The 20347-nt window shown below is 40.5% G+C and carries 15 protein-coding genes; 8 read left to right on the top strand and 7 right to left on the bottom strand.

Annotated features, from left to right (window positions below; genetic code table 11):
- Window positions 1–196 precede the first annotated feature (196 nt).
- Window positions 197–1108 carry a sugar phosphate isomerase/epimerase family protein gene (locus WFY05_RS04680; RefSeq protein ID WP_340111570.1) on the bottom strand — a complete coding sequence of 304 codons (912 nt, stop codon included), beginning with the start codon at window positions 1106–1108 and terminating at the stop codon, window positions 197–199.
- Window positions 1109–1160: 52 nt separating this feature from the next.
- Window positions 1161–2285: an acyltransferase family protein gene (locus tag WFY05_RS04685; protein ID WP_340111571.1), complete on the bottom strand. Its 1125-nt coding sequence runs from the start codon at window positions 2283–2285 to the stop codon at window positions 1161–1163.
- Window positions 2286–2413: 128 nt separating this feature from the next.
- On the opposite strand from WFY05_RS04685, the gene WFY05_RS04690 reads away from it, so the two are divergent.
- Window positions 2414–3238 (top strand): mechanosensitive ion channel family protein, encoded by an 825-nt coding sequence (locus WFY05_RS04690; RefSeq protein ID WP_340111572.1) that lies wholly within the window; start codon window positions 2414–2416, stop codon window positions 3236–3238.
- 34 nt (window positions 3239–3272) lie between these two features.
- Here WFY05_RS04690 and WFY05_RS04695 read toward each other — a convergent pair whose 3' ends face one another.
- Window positions 3273–4913, bottom strand: a complete 1641-nt coding sequence (locus WFY05_RS04695) for an AMP-binding protein (RefSeq protein WP_340111573.1) — start codon at window positions 4911–4913, stop codon at window positions 3273–3275.
- 142 nt (window positions 4914–5055) lie between these two features.
- Here WFY05_RS04695 and WFY05_RS04700 point away from each other — a divergent pair, with 142 nt between their 5' ends.
- The 7 genes from WFY05_RS04700 (at window position 5056) to WFY05_RS04730 (ending at window position 11780) form a co-directional block, all read left to right on the top strand.
- Complete coding sequence (locus WFY05_RS04700; protein ID WP_340111574.1) at window positions 5056–6426, top strand: serine hydrolase domain-containing protein; 1371 nt, start codon at window positions 5056–5058, stop codon at window positions 6424–6426.
- Window positions 6427–6742: 316 nt separating this feature from the next.
- Window positions 6743–7339 (top strand): hypothetical protein, encoded by a 597-nt coding sequence (locus WFY05_RS04705; RefSeq protein WP_340111575.1) that lies wholly within the window; start codon window positions 6743–6745, stop codon window positions 7337–7339.
- A gap of 415 nt (window positions 7340–7754) precedes the next feature.
- Window positions 7755–8345: a hypothetical protein gene (locus WFY05_RS04710; RefSeq protein WP_340111576.1), complete on the top strand. Its 591-nt coding sequence runs from the start codon at window positions 7755–7757 to the stop codon at window positions 8343–8345.
- Window positions 8346–8440: 95 nt separating this feature from the next.
- Window positions 8441–9037: a flagellar hook assembly protein FlgD gene (locus tag WFY05_RS04715; protein ID WP_340111577.1), complete on the top strand. Its 597-nt coding sequence runs from the start codon at window positions 8441–8443 to the stop codon at window positions 9035–9037.
- Window positions 9038–9422: 385 nt separating this feature from the next.
- Entirely contained in the window at window positions 9423–10013 is a 591-nt protein-coding gene (locus WFY05_RS04720) for a T9SS type A sorting domain-containing protein (protein WP_340111578.1), read from the top strand.
- Between the two features lie 298 nt (window positions 10014–10311).
- A complete protein-coding gene (locus tag WFY05_RS04725) occupies window positions 10312–10902 on the top strand; it encodes a T9SS type A sorting domain-containing protein (protein ID WP_340111579.1) in 591 nt (196 codons plus the stop codon).
- Between the two features lie 296 nt (window positions 10903–11198).
- Entirely contained in the window at window positions 11199–11780 is a 582-nt protein-coding gene (locus tag WFY05_RS04730) for a T9SS type A sorting domain-containing protein (RefSeq protein WP_340111580.1), read from the top strand.
- Window positions 11781–11928: 148 nt separating this feature from the next.
- Here WFY05_RS04730 and WFY05_RS04735 read toward each other — a convergent pair whose 3' ends face one another.
- The 4 genes from WFY05_RS04735 to WFY05_RS04750 all read right to left on the bottom strand — a co-directional run bounded on the left by WFY05_RS04735 (window position 11929) and on the right by WFY05_RS04750 (window position 20309).
- Window positions 11929–14001 carry a M28 family peptidase gene (locus WFY05_RS04735; RefSeq protein WP_340111581.1) on the bottom strand — a complete coding sequence of 691 codons (2073 nt, stop codon included), beginning with the start codon at window positions 13999–14001 and terminating at the stop codon, window positions 11929–11931.
- Window positions 14002–14274: 273 nt separating this feature from the next.
- Window positions 14275–16431 carry a methylmalonyl-CoA mutase gene (gene scpA / locus WFY05_RS04740; protein WP_340111582.1) on the bottom strand — a complete coding sequence of 719 codons (2157 nt, stop codon included), beginning with the start codon at window positions 16429–16431 and terminating at the stop codon, window positions 14275–14277.
- A gap of 87 nt (window positions 16432–16518) precedes the next feature.
- Window positions 16519–18381 (bottom strand): methylmalonyl-CoA mutase family protein, encoded by a 1863-nt coding sequence (locus WFY05_RS04745; RefSeq protein ID WP_340111583.1) that lies wholly within the window; start codon window positions 18379–18381, stop codon window positions 16519–16521.
- A 242-nt stretch (window positions 18382–18623) separates the two neighbouring features.
- Window positions 18624–20309: a DUF2339 domain-containing protein gene (locus WFY05_RS04750; RefSeq protein ID WP_340111584.1), complete on the bottom strand. Its 1686-nt coding sequence runs from the start codon at window positions 20307–20309 to the stop codon at window positions 18624–18626.
- Window positions 20310–20347 lie beyond the last annotated feature (38 nt).

Below are 20347 nucleotides of genomic sequence, written 5' to 3' on the forward strand. Positions count from 1 at the left end.
TGACCTCTCAAACTTTGTCTTAAATGTTTTCAATCAACCACTTAAGTTCGTATTGCTACTGCAAAGTTGTATGTGGTATGTACGCAATCCAAAATGCTTTGTTTCGGTAGATATTTAATTTAACATCAATTAACCCGTAAGGCCCTGATTATATGGAACATCCAGTTTAAACTTAAGCGCGATCTTCTGCAAATGGTCACAATGTTTTAAATACTTTCTCAAGCAATTTTTTGGTGGCAATTACTCCTTCTTTTTCAGGAAGCTCCGAACCTTCATATTCCACCCCGACAAAACCTTTGTACCCTGCCTCATCCACAATTTTCATCAGGCGGTAATAATCCATTTCTGCCTCATCGCCGTTTTGATCAAAAACATGCGATTTTGCACTTACTCCTTTAGCATAAGGCATTAACATTTCCACACCTTTGTACCGATCGTAAGTCTCTCCGGCTTCCCGGTTAATGGTAAAGTTCCCAAAATCAGGCAGAGTACCCACTCGTTTGTGGTCCACCATTTTCATCACACCGGCGAGCCATTCTCCGTTACTTGATAAACCTCCATGATTTTCAACTATCACGTTTATTTTCTGAGTGTCGCCATATTCACACAACATGCGCAAACCATCGGCTGCCAGCTTTTGCTGTTCCTCGTAAGTTCCGCGGCTGCCGGCATTTACACGAATAGAATGGCAACCGAGAAATGCTGCAGCATCGATCCATTTTTTATGATTTTCAACTGTTTTCTCCCGTTCTGCTTTGTCGGGGTGGCCAACCATTCCTTCCCCGTCGCACATGATCAGTACGTTTTTAACGCCTTCGTTTTTAGTGATCTTCTTCAACTCTGTAAGGTATTTTTCGTCCTTGGCTTTGTCTTTAAAAAACTGGTTGACATATTCCACTCCTTCGAGCCCAAGTTCCCTGGTGACCCTTGGAAAATCGAGGTTGGTCATTTCGTTGGCAAACAAAGCCTTATGAAAGGACCATTCGGCCAATGAAATTTTAAATGGTGATTTTTTAGCCGCAACTGATGCCATTGCCGGCGATAATAAAAAGGTTCCGGCTGCTGCAGCCGTTGTTGTCCGAATAAATGTTCTGCGATTTGTTCTCATTTTATTGATAATTTATGTTGAAATTCCTTCAGGTTATTCCATTCAAATTCACTTATATTCTAAAAAATATTCTTTTCTGATACAGGTAATAACACATCCACCACTCGAGTGCCAGTATGGTTAATGAGGTGAACAATGCGATAATAAAATCCGGTGTTTGAACCCAGTTTAGAAAACCCTGAGTGAAGATGGCTACAAATCCGTTGAACCACTGTGTTCCAACGGTATTGAAAAAAAGATAGATGAAAATCGGGTTCATACCCACAACAACAAATGGAAATATCCAGTTGTTGCGTTTTTTCATGTCGATAAGCCAGTAGCTTAATGCAAGAAAAAGCAAGGCCCAGCCACCTGAAGCCAATACAAATGATGAAGTACTGATCCTTTTTATAATGGGTGTAATCGAGGTCCAATCCAATAAATATCCGGCAAACAGAGAAATGCCACCGAATACCAGCAATAATCTGAGTTTTTGATCGCTGGATTTTCCGGATCGTAAAAGTTGCCCGGCCACAACACCCCAAATAGTATGCGCCGCAGTTGGAATACAATTGATGGCCACCCAGCCTCCCCCATTGTTGATTTTTCCCATAAGTAACATATCCATCCAACTTCCGAAATTATGATCCTTAACAAAGGGCTGATTATAACCTTCGACCGGGAAAGTCCGGTACAAGAATTCGGTGAGTAAAAGCAAAGCAATTGAAACGATAATTTGAGTAGCCCATTTGTAGCGCATCAAAAAATAGGCAATTAAAATTGTAACCGACAGTTGCGACAGAACATTCCAAAGTTCCCAAACCAGTTTCCGGCGATACCCACAATGCAAGCCTACGCCCAGAGCCAGTAAAACCACCGATCGTTGTACAATGTGCTTTGTTATTTTATTTTTTGAGTCTCCGTGACTTATCCGCTTTTCGTATGAAAAAGGCATGGCCACCCCAACGATGAACATAAAGAACGGTTGAATAAGGTCCCAGAAGCGCAAACCGTTCCATGAGTGGTGATGAAACTGACGGAAAAAAGGTTCAATGAAACTTCCCGAAATGGGTTCCTGCAATAGTACTGACCACAAATGAGTCCCTTCTGCAACAAGCAAAACCATGGTTAATCCCCTAAAAAAATCGAGTGACAATAAGCGTTCACCGGGAGATGTTTCTACTTCTTTTGTTTTCATATCAGATTTAGTTGGTTCTTTAAAAATAACTATATTTTCATGGTGATCGTAATTCTGAGCCTAATCTTCAGGCATTTGTTTCGCGGATATTTATTCGTAAATTTCTAAAAACTTTAAAACCAAACATTATGAATGAACAATTCCATGATTATTTAGAAAAAGCTTATGATTTTATTGCTGTCTACGGCATCAAGGTAGTAATGGCAATAATTGTTCTGATTATCGGTCTGTGGATCATTAAACGTTTAGTAAAAACCACCGATCGTATCATGACAAAACGCGATGTTAATGTTTCGCTCCGAGGATTTCTTAGAAGCCTGATAAGTATTCTGCTCAAAATTATGCTGCTCATCAGTATTGCCGAAATGGTAGGACTGAAAACCACATCGTTTATTGCGGTACTTGGTGCTGCCGGTCTGGCCGTTGGTTTGGCTTTACAGGGCACCCTGGCCAATTTTGCAGGAGGTGTTATGATTTTACTCTTTAAACCTTTTAAAGTTGGCGACTTAATCGAGTCTCAGGGACATAAAGGAAAAGTTAAGGAGATTCACATTTTTGTAACCATACTTACAACCTTCGAGAACAAAACTGTGATCCTTCCAAACGCGGCAGTTTCAAACAACGACATTGTGAACTACACCACGCAGGGTGTTTTGCGAGTAGACCTGGCGTTTGGGATTTCGTACTCGTCGAACATTAAGGAGGCGAAAGATACGCTAATGAAGATTATGACCGATCACCCCAAAGTCTTAAAAGATCCTGCTCCTTTTGTTGGAGTATCCGAACTGGCTGACAGTTCGGTAAACCTGGCGGTTCGGCCGCATGCCAAATCCGAAGACTACTGGGAGGTTTATTTCGATGTTTATGAAGCCGGGAAACTGGCACTCGACAAAGCCGGTGTTACTATTCCTTTCCCGCAAATGGATGTTCATTTGAACAAATTAAATAATTAGCAAGAAAGAAGGAGAGCGAAATGCTCTCCTTTTCTTATACATATTTGTAACGTTTGATGTTCTTTTTCGGTGTTTTCTCAAATTCCTCTGCCACAATTTCTATCGCACTAATTTGCTCGTATTTTGGCAGTTCCGAATTCACAGCTTTTCGGCTCTCTTCAAAAATTCCCGGAAGTTGCTCCTCGCCGATTTCATCGGTCTGCATGGCTTCCTTATCGGGATAAACCATGGCCACCAGTTTTCCACTTCGATCGGCAACCACGCATTCGGCCACATAATTCCGGTTCGAAAGTTTAGCCTCAATCTCTTCAGGATAAATGTTTTGTCCCGATGGTCCGAGCAGCATATTTTTCGAACGCCCCCGAATGTAGATAAAATCGTTTTTATCAATCACTCCCAGATCGCCGGTTTTTAGCCATCCATCTTCAGTAAATGCAGCCTCTGTATCTTTTTCATTTTTAAAGTAACCCAGCATTACATTTTCGCCTTTTACCTGAATTTCGCCGACCACATTAAACGGATCTTCCGAATCGATTCGAACTTCCATCCTGTCAACCAGTTTCCCAGCCGATGACGGCATGGTCTTATCCCAGGCTTCATAACTGATCAGCGGACCGCATTCGGTCATCCCATAACCAATTGTGAATGGGAATTTTATTCGCTTAAAGAATTTCTCCACATCGGCACTCAATGGTGCACCACCAATAACAATCTCGAAAAACTGGCCTCCAAAAGTTTCGATCATTTTAGCCCTTATCTTTTTGAGAATGACTCCTGAGATCACCGGAAGTTTCAACAAGATTTTCATCGTTGGCTTATCTATCGCGGGCAAAATTCGTTTCTTGTAAATTTTCTCAATAATTAATGGAACTGAAAGAATCAGGTGCGGTTTTACCTGGCCGAAAGCTTTAGTGATGACGGCCGGAGTTGGCATTTTACTCAGGAAGGTGATGTGGCAACCGGTTGACAACGGGAATAAGAATTCAAACAACAAACCGTAAACGTGTGCCATCGGCAAAAAAGAAACGATTCGGTTACCCGGTTTCAGCGGCATATGTTCCTGTGCGTAAATGATGTTCGAAACCAGGCTCCGCTCCGGGATCATAACTCCTTTTGTAAAACCCGAAGTTCCTGATGTATAGGAAATCACACACATTTCTTCGGGCTCCCACTCTTCGAATTTAAATGCTTCTTTTGTGAATTCATTTTCCTCATAATACTGAAATCCGTCGCTGAGTTTATATTGAAGGTTCTCATCTTTTCCGCCATGAAAACTAAAATCGTCGAGCACAATTACAGCCTGCAGATCGTCTGAAAGATCCATATCGATTTTTTCCAGTTGATTGCGTGTACTGATCACAATCTTCGACTCGGAATGTTTGATGATATGATTGGTATCGCTTTTATTAAAATCGGGCAAAATAGGAACAATTACCAGTTTTGCAGAAATGGCCGAAAGGAAAACGGATCCCCATCGTGCTGAGTTTCGCCCCAGCACCGCGATTTTATCACCGGGTTGTAATCCTGATAACTGGTAAAAAAGATGCAGCGATTTGATGGACCTAGCCACATCTTTGTATTTAAAATCGCCGCCATCGAAATCAGAAAATGCCAGACTATCCCAGTTCTGGTGAAAAGCATCGGTGTATATTTTTGCCAGACTTTGATTTTTCATAATTCTAAGTTTCTTTAATCTTGTAAAAATACCATATTTCACCTAAATTTAGCTAAACTTCATATTTTGTGTGACATAAGATTTCCGACCGAGGAAATATTCTACTTTTAATTTTAGGTTTCACTTTTCGATAAAAAGGATCATGAAAAAGAGACGACTAAAAAAAATTCTGGGGGCCTTCCTGGTATTGGTGCTCGCAGTTGCCATATGGTTTGTTTGGCCCCGACTTCCTATAATCACGGCCTTTGCCGCCAAAGGAATGTGCTCGAGTATTTTCCTGACGAACAAAACACCTGAGCGTGTTGTGGCTGAAGACCTTTCCTTTTTCCCGATCAACCTTGCAAAGTCGAAGATCGACTATGATGAAAAATCGGTGACTTCAAAAGTTTTTGGACTGGCTAAACGAAAAGCCATTTATCGAGAGGGACTGGGTGCTGTTTTGGTGAGAAACAGAAACGAGAAAAAGTTGAAGGAAGCCGCCGTCACCATTCCTGAACCGGGATACTCTCCGGATACAATTCCATGGCCCAAAGGCAGTGTTTTGCCCGCAGAGAAACCGACCGGTGTTAATTATGCCCGATTAAATGAATTGATAGATACCTGTTTTGATGCCCCCGGCAGCGAACCATTCAAAAAAACACTTGGAATTGCAGTGGTTTACGATAACCAACTGATTGCCGAAAAATACCTCGATGGTTACGATGCTGAAACCATGTTTCATGGCTGGTCGATGACCAAATCGATTACCGGTGCTTTAGCCGGAATTTTAGCCGATGAGGGAAAACTGACCATTGATGAACCTGCCGGATTTGAGGAGTGGAACAAAGACAAGCGGAAAAACATTACCGTAAAAGATATTATTCAAATGTCATCGGGGCTGGATTGGTACGAGAACTATTTTACCATTTCGGATGCTACTGTTATGCTTATGCAGGAAGACGATATGCTGGCATCGATACTTGACAATAAACAGCATTATGCATCAGGAAGTTACTGGAATTATTCTTCGGGCGATGCCAACCTTTTGTCCGGGATTTTAAGGAACCGAATTAACAACGACACGGACTACCACAATTTTATCTACACCAAATTGCTCTACCCCACCGGAATGTTGCATACAAAAGTGGAAACAGATGCCAGCGGTTTGTTTGTAGCTTCTTCGTACAGCTACGGTTCAACACGCGACTGGGCAAGATTCGGGATGCTTTTTTTGAACGATGGAGTTTTTGCCGGCGACACTATTCTTTCGAAGCAGTGGGTCGATTTTATGAAAAGTCCCGCTGAATCTTCCGATGGAAATTACGCGGGTACATTCTGGCTAAAAGAATCAAATCCTATACAGGCACTAAAAGATGTCCCGAATGATGTATTCTTTGCCGATGGTTTTCTGGGGCAGCGTATTTATGTTATTCCATCGAAAAAACTGGTAGTAGTGCGTATGGGATTCGGGCACACAAACTTTAATTTTAATAATTTTCTGAGGGAGATTATTCAATCTTTGCCGAAATCATAGCAACGTTCTGATTTTCGGAATATTTCTCGTCCCATTCATCACCAGCGGTTGTTTTTATGTACTATGAACATCAATTAAATCAACCGGCGTCATTTTTTTGCCAATAATAAAACGCAATTCAAGCGATTATTTAAACTTTCGGCCGAATAAGACGAAAACATCAATTAAACTGTCAATCCGTTCATAAACAGTCTTTGTCGTTGATTTTAAAAGAGTTATTGGTATTTTATTATTCAACTACACTTCCCCTTTTAAACCTTCTGGTAGTCAAACGGTTCTATAAATAAAGTATTAAGAACAAGTAAACAGTCAAAACATGAAACATTTAGCAAAATTATTATTTGTTGCCGCCCTTATTTTCACTTCGGGACTGGCAATGGCAAACGGAAACCTGAAGGTTTCTATTGTTCAGGAAGAAGCAAACGAAGCAATCGTGAAAATTTCGAACGCCGTTAACAGTGTTTACGAAATTGAAGTAAAAAATGCAAGCGGCAACATTTTGTATTACAAGCAAACACAGCGACCATCAAAAACGTACTCCAGTGTTTATGATTTAACGGGCCTGTACGATGGAAAATATACATTTACGGTTAACGTGGCCAATGAAACGAGCACAAGCATGGTAAATGTAACTAACGGTAAAGTTGAGGTGATTGATTACAATAAAGAACTGGATCCGTATTTCGCTTTGAACAACAATTATTTGAAAATCTCTTATCTGAATTTCAACAAATCAGACATTGTGCTTTATGTGTACGACGACAGTTCGAAACGCATGTTGTACGAAGAAGATCTGGGTACTGAGTTCGCAATGAACCACGCCGTTAACCTTTCCAAATTAAAAAGTGGATCATACAGTGCCATGTTGGTCAGTAACCAGGGAACACACGAATACGATATTTATATCGATTAAACCCTTCGGTTTAGTGAGAAAAGATAAGTAAGAAGCGATTCCGGAATGGTTTCGCTTTTTCTTTTTTGTCAGACTCCAAGCCGTGCCGGAAGACATTCATTATCTGTTAGTATTTCGAAAAAATATTGCAGTAATCCAATCCAATTTGCTTGAATCCCTTTTATCCAAAATTTTCAAGCCATTTATGTTTTTCGCTGCTGATTTTACCTTTATTTATACTTCAGACATCAGCTCAAATTTCACAAACTTTACACCTACAAGCCTTCATTTAATACATTTTAATACAGCGCCTTACATTCTATATAACACTTAACAGTATTTAATTTTTATTTACATACTTTATTAAACTGAAAGCGTCTAAGTATGTTGAGAGAATTGAAAGAAAACATAAGTTTTAACTTTAAAATTGGATGTCATGAAAAATTTTAAAAAAGCGATGTTACTACTTGTAACAATTCTAGCATCCGGCTCGGTTATGGCAACCGGATTATTAAATGTAAGCGTTATCCCCGGCAAAAACGAAAAAGCACTGGTAAGTGTGAGTGATAATGAAGGTGACAGATGTATGGTTGAAGTCGCCGATGCGAACGGTGAAATGATCTACTGGCATCATATCAAAAATCCCGGAGTTTCTTACCACAAGATCTACAATTTCTCGAAACTTGACGATGGGAATTATACCTTATCGGTTAAACTTGGTGATGAAACCATCGAAAATGTTATGAGGGTTGAAGATGGAAATGTTCAGCTTTCCAATCAAAAAGAAATGGTGGCACCTTATTTCAAACTTAAAGGGCATGAACTCGATTTCACCTTCCTGAACTTTGAAAAACAGGATGTTAAATTTCTACTTTACAACGGTAGCAATCAATTGATATATAATAACGACCTGGCAAATAATTTTACCATCACCAAAGAAGTTGATCTGTCGAAACTAAAAGCCGGCAATTACAATGCCGTTCTTGAAGCCGGCGATCAGTTATACAATTACGAGTTTCATTTATAACAAGAATCAGGTTGAGTGTTTTAAAGAACGAACCGGTTTTGATATCGTTTTTTAATCGACAACCTTAACATTAAAAACAATTAAAATTTAATGCCATGAAAAAAATAAGAATTTTACTGATGTTGTTCTTAATAGTTCTGGCATCAGGCATAACAAAAGCAAATGAAATATTTCAGGTTGAAGTTGTTCCCGGTCAGAAAAATAAAACGGAAGTTGATGTACTAACAGCACCAAATGTTCCTGTTGTTGTAAAATTGGAGGACATTTACGGCAACGTTGTTTATTCTGATAAAGAAAAGTCATCGGAATATGATTTTAAAAAACTGTACGATTTTTCACAGCTTGCCGACGGGACTTACACTTTTGTCGTTGAGGTGGGCGACGAGAATAGCTTAAACAACATTGAAGTAGAAAACGGAAAAGTGAAAATAACAGGCCGGGAAGAACAACTTGCACCGGAATTCAAACTTGAAGGAAAGTTCCTGGAATTCACATTCCCAAATATCGAAGATAAGAGAGCCAGGTTACTGCTCTTTGATAAAGACAATGCCAACTGGGTTTATCAGGAAAGTTTAATTCCGGAATATGATATTGAGCAGACACTTAATTTGTCGGAACTCCATACGGGAGAATACATGGCTGTTCTTATCAGCGGAAAGAGCTTTTATAATTACGATTTTGAATTGATGTAAGCGTTAAACAAAACCTATATAAAGCGAATCAAACGATTCGCTTTTTTTATGAATTAGCCCGAAGTAAGGCTTCATAAATGCCATTCAGCCCAACGAATGTTGAAATAAAAAAACAGCCTACATTTTAAATTACTTTGCCCAAAATCCATATTGACTTCTTTTTGTATTATTAAATATCAATTTGATATATACAGGTCAAAATAAATTCAATTTGATCTATTTGAACAGATTTTTGCATCATTAATAAATCGTTAACCCGTATAAATTAAATCATATTAAAATACTTTTTGGTATTTTTTCGCCGTAGCTTTGTGTTACAGAACTCCAATTCAAAACGGTCAAACCTCAACACAGTTATTAATGATTACAATTAAACACAAACACCATGAAAACAATTAAAACAATTATGATGACGGCCTTGCTTTTTATTAGCGCGACCGTTGCGGCGAGTGGAAATCTGGAGTTAAAAATCGTACCCGGGGAAAACAATCTTAACGTGAACATCTCGAACGCCGTGAAAAGTACTTACGAGATTGAAGTCACCGATTCGAATGGAGATATCGTCTATTACAAAATCACCAACAAACCGAGTACTTCGTACAATTATTCCTACAGTTATTCTTCGTTAAGCGACGGGGAATACACTTACAAGGTGAGATTGGAAGATGAAACAATTACTGCCCTCCTCAAAATTAACAAGGGAGAGGCAAAAGTCATCGAACAACGAAAAGACGTGGAACCTCATTTTTTACTCAGCGACAAACAACTGAATATCAGTTTTTTGAATTTCGAGAGGGAGAAGTTATTACTTCTTGTGTACGATAACCAGAACAATGAAGTGCTGTACAGAAAAGGTTTCAACCGGGAATTTGCAATTCAGCATGCACTTAATTTCTCGGAGTTAAACAAGGGAAGCTATAATGCCATCCTTTCAACACAATCAGAAAATTACAAATACGAAATTAATATCGATTAGAATTGACCTTCCAGTAGAAAAGGTAGAAGAAACCCGGAAAGCGGATCGCTTTATGATTCGCTTTTCCCTTTTAATTGAAAGCCGATTGAAGCTTTTTTCCATTATTACAGGAGTAACCACGGCTTTAAAATACTATTTTAACATATTTTAATCTACGCCCAAACATGCTTATTTTATTAACACAAATGCCACAATTACTTTTTTTTGTTTATTATTTCGTATATTTACTTAAACATTTTGTCGACTTAATCCTTTTAGTGTTATGAAAGCAAAATGATAACAATTAAACTAAAGTACCATGAAAACATTAAAAACAATTATGATGTCGGCCTTGCTTTTTTTTAGCGCGACTGTTGCAGCAAGTGGAAATTTGGAGTTAAAAATCGTACCCGGGGAAAACAATCTTGACGTGAACATCTCGAATGCCGTTAAAAGTACCTACGAAATTGAAGTCATCGACTCTAACAGCGATATTGTCTATTACAAGACAACCAAAAATCCGAGTGCTTCGTACAATTATTCCTACGGCCATTCCGTGTTAAACGACGGTGTATACACCTACAGTGTGAAATTAGATAATGAAACAATTACCGCCCTCCTGGAAATTAACAATGGAGAGGCAAAAGTCATCGATCAACGAAAGGATTTAGAACCTCATTTTTTGCTCAGCGACAAACAACTGAAGATCAGTTTTTTGAATTTCGAGAGGGAGAAGTTATTACTTCTTGTGTACGATAACCAGAACAATGAAGTGCTGTACAGAAAAGGTTTCAATCGGGAATTTGCAATTCAGCACGCACTTAATTTCTCGGAGTTAAACACAGGAAGTTATAATGCCATCATTTCAACACAATCAGAAAATTACAAATACGAAATTAACATCGATTAGAATCGTTCTTCCGGTCGAAAAGGTAGAATTAACCCGAAAAGCGGATCGCTTTATGATTCGCTTTTCCTGTTTAGTTGAAAGCCATCTTAAGCTTTGCTTCTATTCTTAAAGAAGTAACCTTGAGTTTATGAGCGTTTTAACATACCTTAACTTTATTGCAAATAGCCTTATTTTGTTGGCATTTGGAACACAATTATTTTTTTTGTTTATCTATTGTTATTATTTATTGAACATTTTATCGATTTAATCCTTTAAGTATTGTAAAAGCAAAACAAAAACAATTAAAAATTAGAACAATGAAAACTCTATTAACAGGAATTTTTGCAATGCTGATAACAAGTGTTGCATTGGCATCGGGAAATTTGAAAGTGAATTTGGCGACCAACGACAGCGAATTAGCTGTGGTTGAAATTTCGAACGCCGAAATGGTTAACTACGAAATCGAGTTATTCGACGAAGTTGGGAACAAACTTTACGAAATGAATACGCAAGCACCGCGTAGTGAATTGAAGAAACGTTACGACTTTTCGAATCTTGAAGATGGTGTATACTGGTATCACGTTAGAACAGACAACGAGGAAGTAAGCAAAAAGTTTTCCCTTTCCTATGGTGAAATTGAAGTAATGGACATTCGAAAAACGATCGATCCCTATTTTCACCAGGACGGAGAAAATGTTAAACTTTCGTACCTGAACTACGAAAAAGAGAACGTTAGCCTGTACATCTACGACAACAGAACATTGTTGAAAAAAGTCAAACTGGGAAACGACTTAGCCATCCACAAGGGTCTTGATCTTTCACAGTTGAATCGCGGAGAATATAAAATAGTTCTTACAAACGACTTCGATATTTATGAGCATAGAGTAGTGATTAATTAATAGTAGTCTAAGAGAAAAGGTAACATTCAACGTGAAAAGCGGATCCAATTGGATTCGCTTTTTTTGTATTCCCTTGAAAAAACAAAATAAAAGCCGGCCCCATGGAACCGGCTAAATTTCATTTTCTCGATGAACTGAATTCGAGTGCTTAATTTATAAGTTCTGCTTGGCGCAACAACTCACAATAGTTTAAAACACTTTGCAAATCCGATTCTTTTTTATGTTGAGTATCCAACATCTTTTTAATATCCAAAGCGCTGTTTTTACCATTAATTAAAGCACAAAGTTCAGTAGAATTGGCAATGTTCTTAAAGGGATATTTTTCCAGAACATCTTTGGGTAGACCATACACCGCACGTTCAATCCTGAAAGTACCTGTCGCTAATTTTTCTGATGGAACAGGAATAAATTCGCTGGCTTGTTTTTCCAGTTCTGAAAGCTTGTACGACGGAACTCTCGTGCCTAGTTTTTCGGCTGTCAGTTTAATTTGATTATCCAGAACAACTGAGTTGGCATCGAATAACTGCTTTGTTGATGCACTCAGCGTTTCCAACTGATTGCCAAGCACCTTGCCGTCCGGAGCCAGTTCTGCTACCGATTGAAGTGTGGCAAGCTCGTTTTTATAAGTAGTTTCCAAATAGGCTTTCACTTTTTTGCAGGTAGATTCTAACGACTCAGCATTGGCGTACTTCAATTCATCCAGGGCACGACCCAATTCAATCCCCATTCTTTTCGATCCGTAAGTAAATGAGGTTTCCGCGATCGATCCCGCCATTTCTTCGTCGGCCGAAGCGATGTTATAAGCGCCTGCAGCCGCGATAACTGCTGCACGCTTCATTTGTGTGGCATCGAGTTTATCAGGTGTATCTTCCGAAGTATGGTAGTACATATCGGGCCAGGTAATCAGCATCACTCCCGGCACATGCACGGTCCAGTTATTAAAAACTTCGTGGTCGGATGAACCGTAATGTTGTTCTACCTGGTAATAAAACGGATCGTCGGTTCCGCTGGGAGCTACAATCTGATTCGCAATTTTTTTATTGCTCCTGTTGGCAAGAATTTCACGGGTTACCTCGCCCATGTACACAAAGTAATTTTCCATCACGTCGTTCACATAGTGCGGGTTACCAAAAGTGGTACGCATCATGCTAAAAAAAGAATTGTTACTTTTTAGATGAAGCCCCACCATATCGAGGTTGATGTTACAGAGTGTTTGGTCCATAATATCTTTATGGGCACTCACCCACGGAATTGTTCCCGAAAATTCGGGCACCCAGATAAAACGGATGCTTCTTTTTGGTTGTTCCACGCGGCCATCGGCAACTAACTGGTTGATGATGCGTGCCACTTCGAGAATGGCTGCGCTGCCCGATACGTTATCGTTGGCTCCCTGTTTTGTGTAGCCTTCGAAAATATGTGCTGAAAGAATTACTTCTCCCGCATCGGGATCGCTGCCAGGAATAACACAGGTAGGTACCTGCAATTCGTATGGCAATATTTGCGACTCGACAACAGCATGGACCTTAATTTTTTCACCATGAATCAAACGGTCGCGTAGTTTGTAACCTTCGCGCGGCGTGAGGTAAAAACCAAACGTGGCATTATCTCCCCTGATTCCGCTGGCGGGGATAGCAAGTGGTGCCGTAAACTCGCGGCTCGAGCCAAAAGCAACAACACCAACAGCACCTTTTTCAACCGCCGTTCGATGGGCTCTACCAACTGTTCCTGATGTTACAACAATTTTACCTGCAACATCCAAACCTTCAAAATCCTCTTCCTCACCGTCTTCCACCCAGATCAATTCAGCAGTTACATCGGTTGGTTGACTTCCACTTGCCAACGAAAGAGCAATGTCTTTATAATCGGCCAGTTTTTTTCTTCCCGGTTCAATTTCCCATAATTCTCCTTTTATACCATCCCAGGTTTCGCCACCTTCGAAACGTTCGATTGTAGCCCCTGCAATTCCATATTCATTTAGCTTATTCAATACGTATTTCCCTTCGCGAAAGGCAGCTGTACCGTATTCACTAGCCGGTCGGTTGCGCTGATAACCTACCATCTCAATCACATGATTTATGGCTGTTTCACCCGATGACTCACCAATAATTTCATCCATCACAGCCGGAGGCAACAAAGTCCATTGGTAAAACGGAGTATATTGCGCAAATGAACTGTTAACACTAAAAAGAAATAGCAATAGGATAAAGAGAACTTTCCTCATTTTAGTTGATTTTAGTAATGATTTATTTTTACCCATAAAAGTAACATAATTTCACTTCTAGACGCCGGCATCTATCATCTTTATACTCCACGCCTACTATCAGATATAAATCGATTGAAATATTTTTTCTTTTGTAACTTTTTGCAGTGATGTGATTTATAATGACCCGGTAGAAGTTGGATTACACAAACAAAACAAAAGCCGGCCCCAAACGGAACCGGCTTTCTATATTGTCATTTTTTTTGACTTTTGACTTTATCCTTATGCCTTGATCTAGTCTTCCTGATAGGCTTCAATCAAAATCTCAAGGATCTTTTTACCTGCACCTGCAACACTGGTACCGGGGCCAAAGATGGCAACTGCACCTGCATCGTACAAATACTGATAATCCTGGTGAGGAATAACACCACCACAAATTACCATGATGTCGTCGCGACCCAGTTTCTTCAGCTCCTCGATAATGGCAGGAACCAATGTTTTATGACCGGCTGCCAGTGAAGAAACACCTACCACGTGCACATCGTTTTCAACGGCTTGTTTGGCACTTTCTTCAGGAGTCTGGAACAGTGGTCCCATATCCACGTCGAAACCAAGGTCGGCATAACCGGTAGCAACAACTTTTGCACCACGGTCGTGTCCGTCCTGACCCATTTTAGCGATCATAATACGCGGTTGACGACCTTCCATCTCTGCAAATTTCTTCGCTAAAGCCTGAGCTTCCTGGAACTCCGACTTGTCTTGTGCTTCTGCTTTATACACGCCTTCAATAGTTCTGATTACTGCTTTATAACGTCCTGCAACTTTTTCGCAGGCATCTGAAATCTCACCTAAGGAAGCACGTTTTTTAGCGGCGTCAACCGACAAGACCAATAAGTTGCCTTTGCCTGTTTCAGCAGCTTTTGTAATGGCTGACAGTGCCTGCTGTACTTCTTCTTCGTTACGCTCGGCACGCAGTTTTTTCAGTCGCTCGATCTGCGACAAACGAACTGCTGTGTTATCGATGTCCAGAATATCAATCGGATCTTCTTTCTCCAAGCGATATTTATTGATACCCACAATGGTTTGAGTCCCACCATCGATCTTACCTTGTGCACGTGCCGCAGCTTCTTCAATACGCATTTTTGGCACACCGGTTTCAATGGCTTTTGCCATACCACCCAGTTTTTCAACTTCCTCGATGTGTGCCCAGGCTTTCTGTGCCAGCTCATGCGTTAATGCTTCAACATAGTACGAACCTGCCCATGGATCAGCCGAACGACAAATTTCGGTTTCCTGCTGGATATATAACTGAGTGTTACGTGCAATACGTGCTGAAAAATCGGTAGGCAATGCAATCGCTTCATCCAGTGCGTTGGTGTGCAAACTCTGTGTGTGCCCCAGTGCGGCAGCCATCGCTTCAATGGCTGTTCGTCCAACATTGTTGAACGGATCCTGCTCAGTTAACGACCAACCCGATGTTTGCGAGTGTGTACGCAGTGCCATCGATTTTGGGTTTTTCGGATTGAACTGTTTTACCAACTTCGCCCAGATCATACGCGCAGCACGCATTTTTGCAATCTCCATAAAATGGTTCATTCCAATTGCCCAGAAGAAGGACAAACGTGGCGCGAAAGCATCGATATCCAAACCGGCTTTAACACCTGTGCGTAAGTAATCCAAACCGTCTGCAAGAGTGTAAGCCATTTCAATATCGGCAGTTGCACCTGCTTCCTGCATGTGGTAACCCGAAATTGAGATCGAGTTAAATTTTGGCATATTTTGAGAAGTGTACTCAAAAATGTCGGCAATAATTTTCATCGAGAACTCAGGTGGGTAAATGTAGGTATTACGTACCATAAATTCTTTCAGAATATCGTTCTGAATGGTTCCTGAAAGTTGCTCCAACGTTGCACCCTGCTCCAGACCGGTTACAATGTAAAAGGCCATAATCGGAAGCACCGCACCGTTCATGGTCATCGACACCGACATTTTATCCAGCGGGATCTCGTCGAACAGGATCTTCATATCCAGAATCGAGTCGATAGCCACACCTGCTTTACCAACATCACCCACCACACGCTGGTGATCAGAGTCGTATCCGCGGTGTGTAGCAAGGTCGAATGCCACTGACAAACCCTTTTGACCGGCCGCAAGGTTACGACGGTAGAAAGCGTTCGATTCCTCGGCAGTTGAGAATCCTGCATACTGACGGATCGTCCACGGACGCATGGCATACATGGCCGAATAGGGTCCGCGAAGGAAAGGTGCCAAACCTGCTGCGTAGTTCAGGTGCTCCATGCCTTCCAGATCCTCTTTGGTGTAAACCGGTTTTACCGGAATTTGCTCCGGTGTCATCCAGTCTTTTTTGATGTTATTTTTTGCAGTCCAGTCGGCAACTTTTGCCTGCTCTGTAGCTGCTTTGATATTTATGTTTTTAAAATCTGGCTTCATAATTTCAGATATTTGATACTTGATTCTGGATTCTCGATACTGGATATCCTATCCGGTATCCAGCGACCAGTATCTAGCATCTCTTGTTTATATTCCCAGTTTATTTTGATATCCCTTCAATTCTTCCAGAATGTTGCTCTTCACATGAATGAAATTGGTAATGCCCTTTTCTTTCAGCTCGTCCATGCAGGCTGGAGCTCCGGCAACAACCAGTATCTCATCATCCAGTTGTTCAGCAACTTTCGGAGCAATTTCCGCATATTCATCATCAGAACTACAAAGCACAACGATATCGGCTCCGGCTTTTCTAGCTGCGGCAACACCGTCCTCAACAGTTGCAAAACCGTTATTGTCGATCACATCGAACCCGGCAACCGCAAAGAAGTTACAACTGAACTGTGCACGTGCTTTACGAAATGCCAGATTACCCATTGTCAACATAAAAGCCAGCGGGCGTTTGTTATCCTGCGAATACATATCGGTGGTGTAGCGCAAAGCTTCAAAAGCCTGCGATTCGCGATATGGTTTTAATGTTTCCACTTTGGCACCCTCTTCACTAAGATCGATCGGTTCGAAGAGTGAACCGTCAAAACCGGGTTTCAGTTTTTCACTGAAATTCGGGAACTGGTTGGTCCCTAATATATTGTCGCGACGTTGAGCAACGCGTTTATCGCGTTCGGCAGCCATCGCTTTAATTTCATTCTGAATAAATCCTTCTTTGAAAGCAGCAATAAATCCACCTTTTTCCTGAACTTCGAGGAACAATTTCCAGACTTGGTCTGCAATCGATTCAGTCAATGTTTCGATGTAATACGAACCGGCTGACGGATCAGCAATTTTGTTCAGGTGCGATTCTTCCTGCAACAATATTTGCTGGTTACGTGCAATCCGTTCCGAAAATTCGGTAGTTTCTTCATAAACCGCGTTAAACGGAAGAACAGTAACCGAATGCGCTCCGCCCAAAGCAGCCGACATGGCTTCGGTTTGAGTACGAAGCATATTCACATACGGATCATAAATCGTTTTATTGTAGCGGTTGGTTTCGCTGTGAACGATCATTTTTGCAGCACTTTTGCTGTCCGGTCCGTAAGCTTCAACAATCTTTGACCATAAAAGTCGGCCGGTACGTAACTTGGCAATTTCCATAAAATAGTTGTTGCCAACTCCCATGTTGAATTTGATCGCTTTCGCAGCATCGTCGATAGAAACGCCGGCTTCGGTGAGTTGAGTTAAATACTCAGCTCCCTCTGCCAATGCAAATGCCAGTTCCTGCACAATGGATGAACCGCTGTTGGCAAAGAATTTACCATGAACGGCAATGGTCCTGAAATTCGGAACCATTTTGGCTTTTTCTACAACAGCCTTGAGTTTTGTTACCGCGTCATCTGCAATCACGCCTTTAAGTACATACGTACCGATCGGATCGGTTGCGGTTGATGCTATTACATTTTTGTTGTCCCATTTACCTGCCGATACCAGGTCGACAAACAATTCGGCCAGGTTGCAATCATCGCTCGGGCAAACCAGGTTTACTTCGGCTGCTTCCAGACAAATGTCTTTCAGCAAAACAGCCAGGTTTTCTTTAGTTACTGAACAACAATCGCTAAATAAAAAACCGAGCGAAGTAACTCCTTTACCCAAAACGGTGAGTCCCTTTTTGTTGGCGGCCTCGAAATCGGTCACAAAAATGTTTTGACGAATTAACCAGTCGTTGCCGGTCTTATTGTTTCCCCGCACATATGGAAATTCACCCGGTAAGCTGTCCAGGTTCTCTTTCCCGGCAAGGTTTTCCTGACGGTAATACGGACGCACGCTAAATCCTTCGTAAGTCTTCCAAACCAGTGCGCGCTCGTAGTTTTTGCCTTTTAAATCGGCATTAATCTTGGCTTCCCACTCCTCTGTAGAAACAGGGCTAAAATCAGCGAAAAGCTTTTTATCTTTTTCTGCCATGTTGAAAGTTGTTTTTTTGAAAATCGTGCGCCAAAATTAAGGCTTTTAGCTGATTGAGTGACTGGAAGCCTGTTGTTTTTGACGAATGTTAACAAAAATCATATTTATTGGAATCACACTTAAGGTTGAATTAAAATACATTGTACCTGCTTATATTAGTTGTACATACGTATGAAACTATGTTAATTGTTTCACATTTCACTAATATCAATTCAGCAAATATCCTTTATTACGTAATTGGATTATTTAGTGGGTTCTTCTTCAATGCTTTCTGTTTCATTCCGATTTGAGACAAATCTTGTATAGATCACTGAAACGGCAATAGAAATAATGGCCAAAAAGAGGAAAATAAGAACTCGGAAAGTAATGTCCATATTCTTCATATCGACAAAAACGAGATTTACGAAAGATGCAATCATTGTTCCTATTCCCAGCCAACGGTATTTTATATTCTTGAGTAAATACCCAACAATAAAAAACAACAATGCCGCAATAATCCACGAGACCGTAACATATGTTTTCGGAATAGCGTGATACAAAGAAATCAGTGTCATCGCAAATCCTGCAAGGAGGTACAAATTCCTTATAAACTCAGTTTTCAGGTTTAGCCGATCCTTTTTCCAGTTCATTACTCTGGCCGTGATAAAAGCCACCATCACAAATGTGAAATCGGTTGATGGGAAAGTAGCAGGGGCCTTTATATAAAAGATAAGCAGTAAAAAGAACAATAGCGTATTTGTAAGCACAAGAAACCTTGATCGAAACCACAAAGCCATCGATACAACCAGAAAACTTTGAACCGAAAGTAAGAGATATGCACGCGGGAACTTAAAAATACCAAAGATGAAAATACTCATGGCCACAAAACCATAAATAGCGTACATGGATGCTGCTATTTTAAGAATGGAGTATTTTTTTAACAGTACTGAATAAATCAGACAAAAGCCTGCAATAATTGTGAATATCAGAATGAAATTATCACTAAAATAGTGCAAAACCATAAGAACGAGTGCCGTCGTAAATCCCATCCCATTCCAGATCAGAGCTGTTGTTATCCAGTCGCCGTTAAGCTCTTCTTTCTTCGGAAGAAGTGCTATTGTAGAAAAAATCAACCCGGGAAGAAAGAGGTAAAACATTCCAAAATCCGGTTGTTCGCGAAAGTTGGCTTCATTCGTAATAAATGGATTATTTAAAAGCCAGTTGAGAAAAACAAAGTACGCCAAGGTGATAAAAACATAAACAAGCTTGATCCAATTAAAGCGGTAATACAAAAACAAAGTAAGGGCCGAAACAATAGCAACAGCTCCCAACATAGCTTGGGTTGAATTGCTGACAATTCCGGTAAACAGTGCCATCAGGAAAGCGAGCGTTGCCAGAAACTGGAACTTTTTATTGTAAGCAATCAAAAACAAAACCAGGCTAATTCCGAACAGAAGAACCACGGCGAAGAATGGATTGGTAATAATCGGAACGTCTTGAAAGAAATGTAATCTTAAGGTAATTACATATAAAATTAAATGGCCGTTGTAATACAGCAATCTGGAGAGGTATGTATAGGTTTTGCTTGAATACCTGGCAACAATATAGATCAAGGCAACGGCAAGGTATCCGCTCAATACCGATAACAAAATATTTCCGGAGCGAACTAAACTCTGAACAAGGAAGGTAATTCCAAAGAGCAATACAATGTTTCCGAGCCATGCCATTCCATATTCACCAATTCCGGTTTCGATAGAACCTTTCCCCTGAAACGGGAATCGAATATCAAGTGCCTCAACTGATCCTGCAGTTTTGGATGGATCCGAAATATTTTTACCGGCTTTAAGTTCCTGCAGCAGCTTTTCTATTCCAAGCACCCTTTCTTCGAGAGAATTCAGTTGATTTTGGAGGCTATTAAGTTCCGATTGCTCATTGATGTTGCCGTTCATAGTACAATCCTCCAACTTAAATTAAAAAGTAGTATTTG

The sequence above is a fragment of the Maribellus mangrovi genome (assembly GCF_037646455.1).
Classification (GTDB): Bacteria; Bacteroidota; Bacteroidia; order Bacteroidales; family Prolixibacteraceae; genus Draconibacterium; species Draconibacterium mangrovi_A.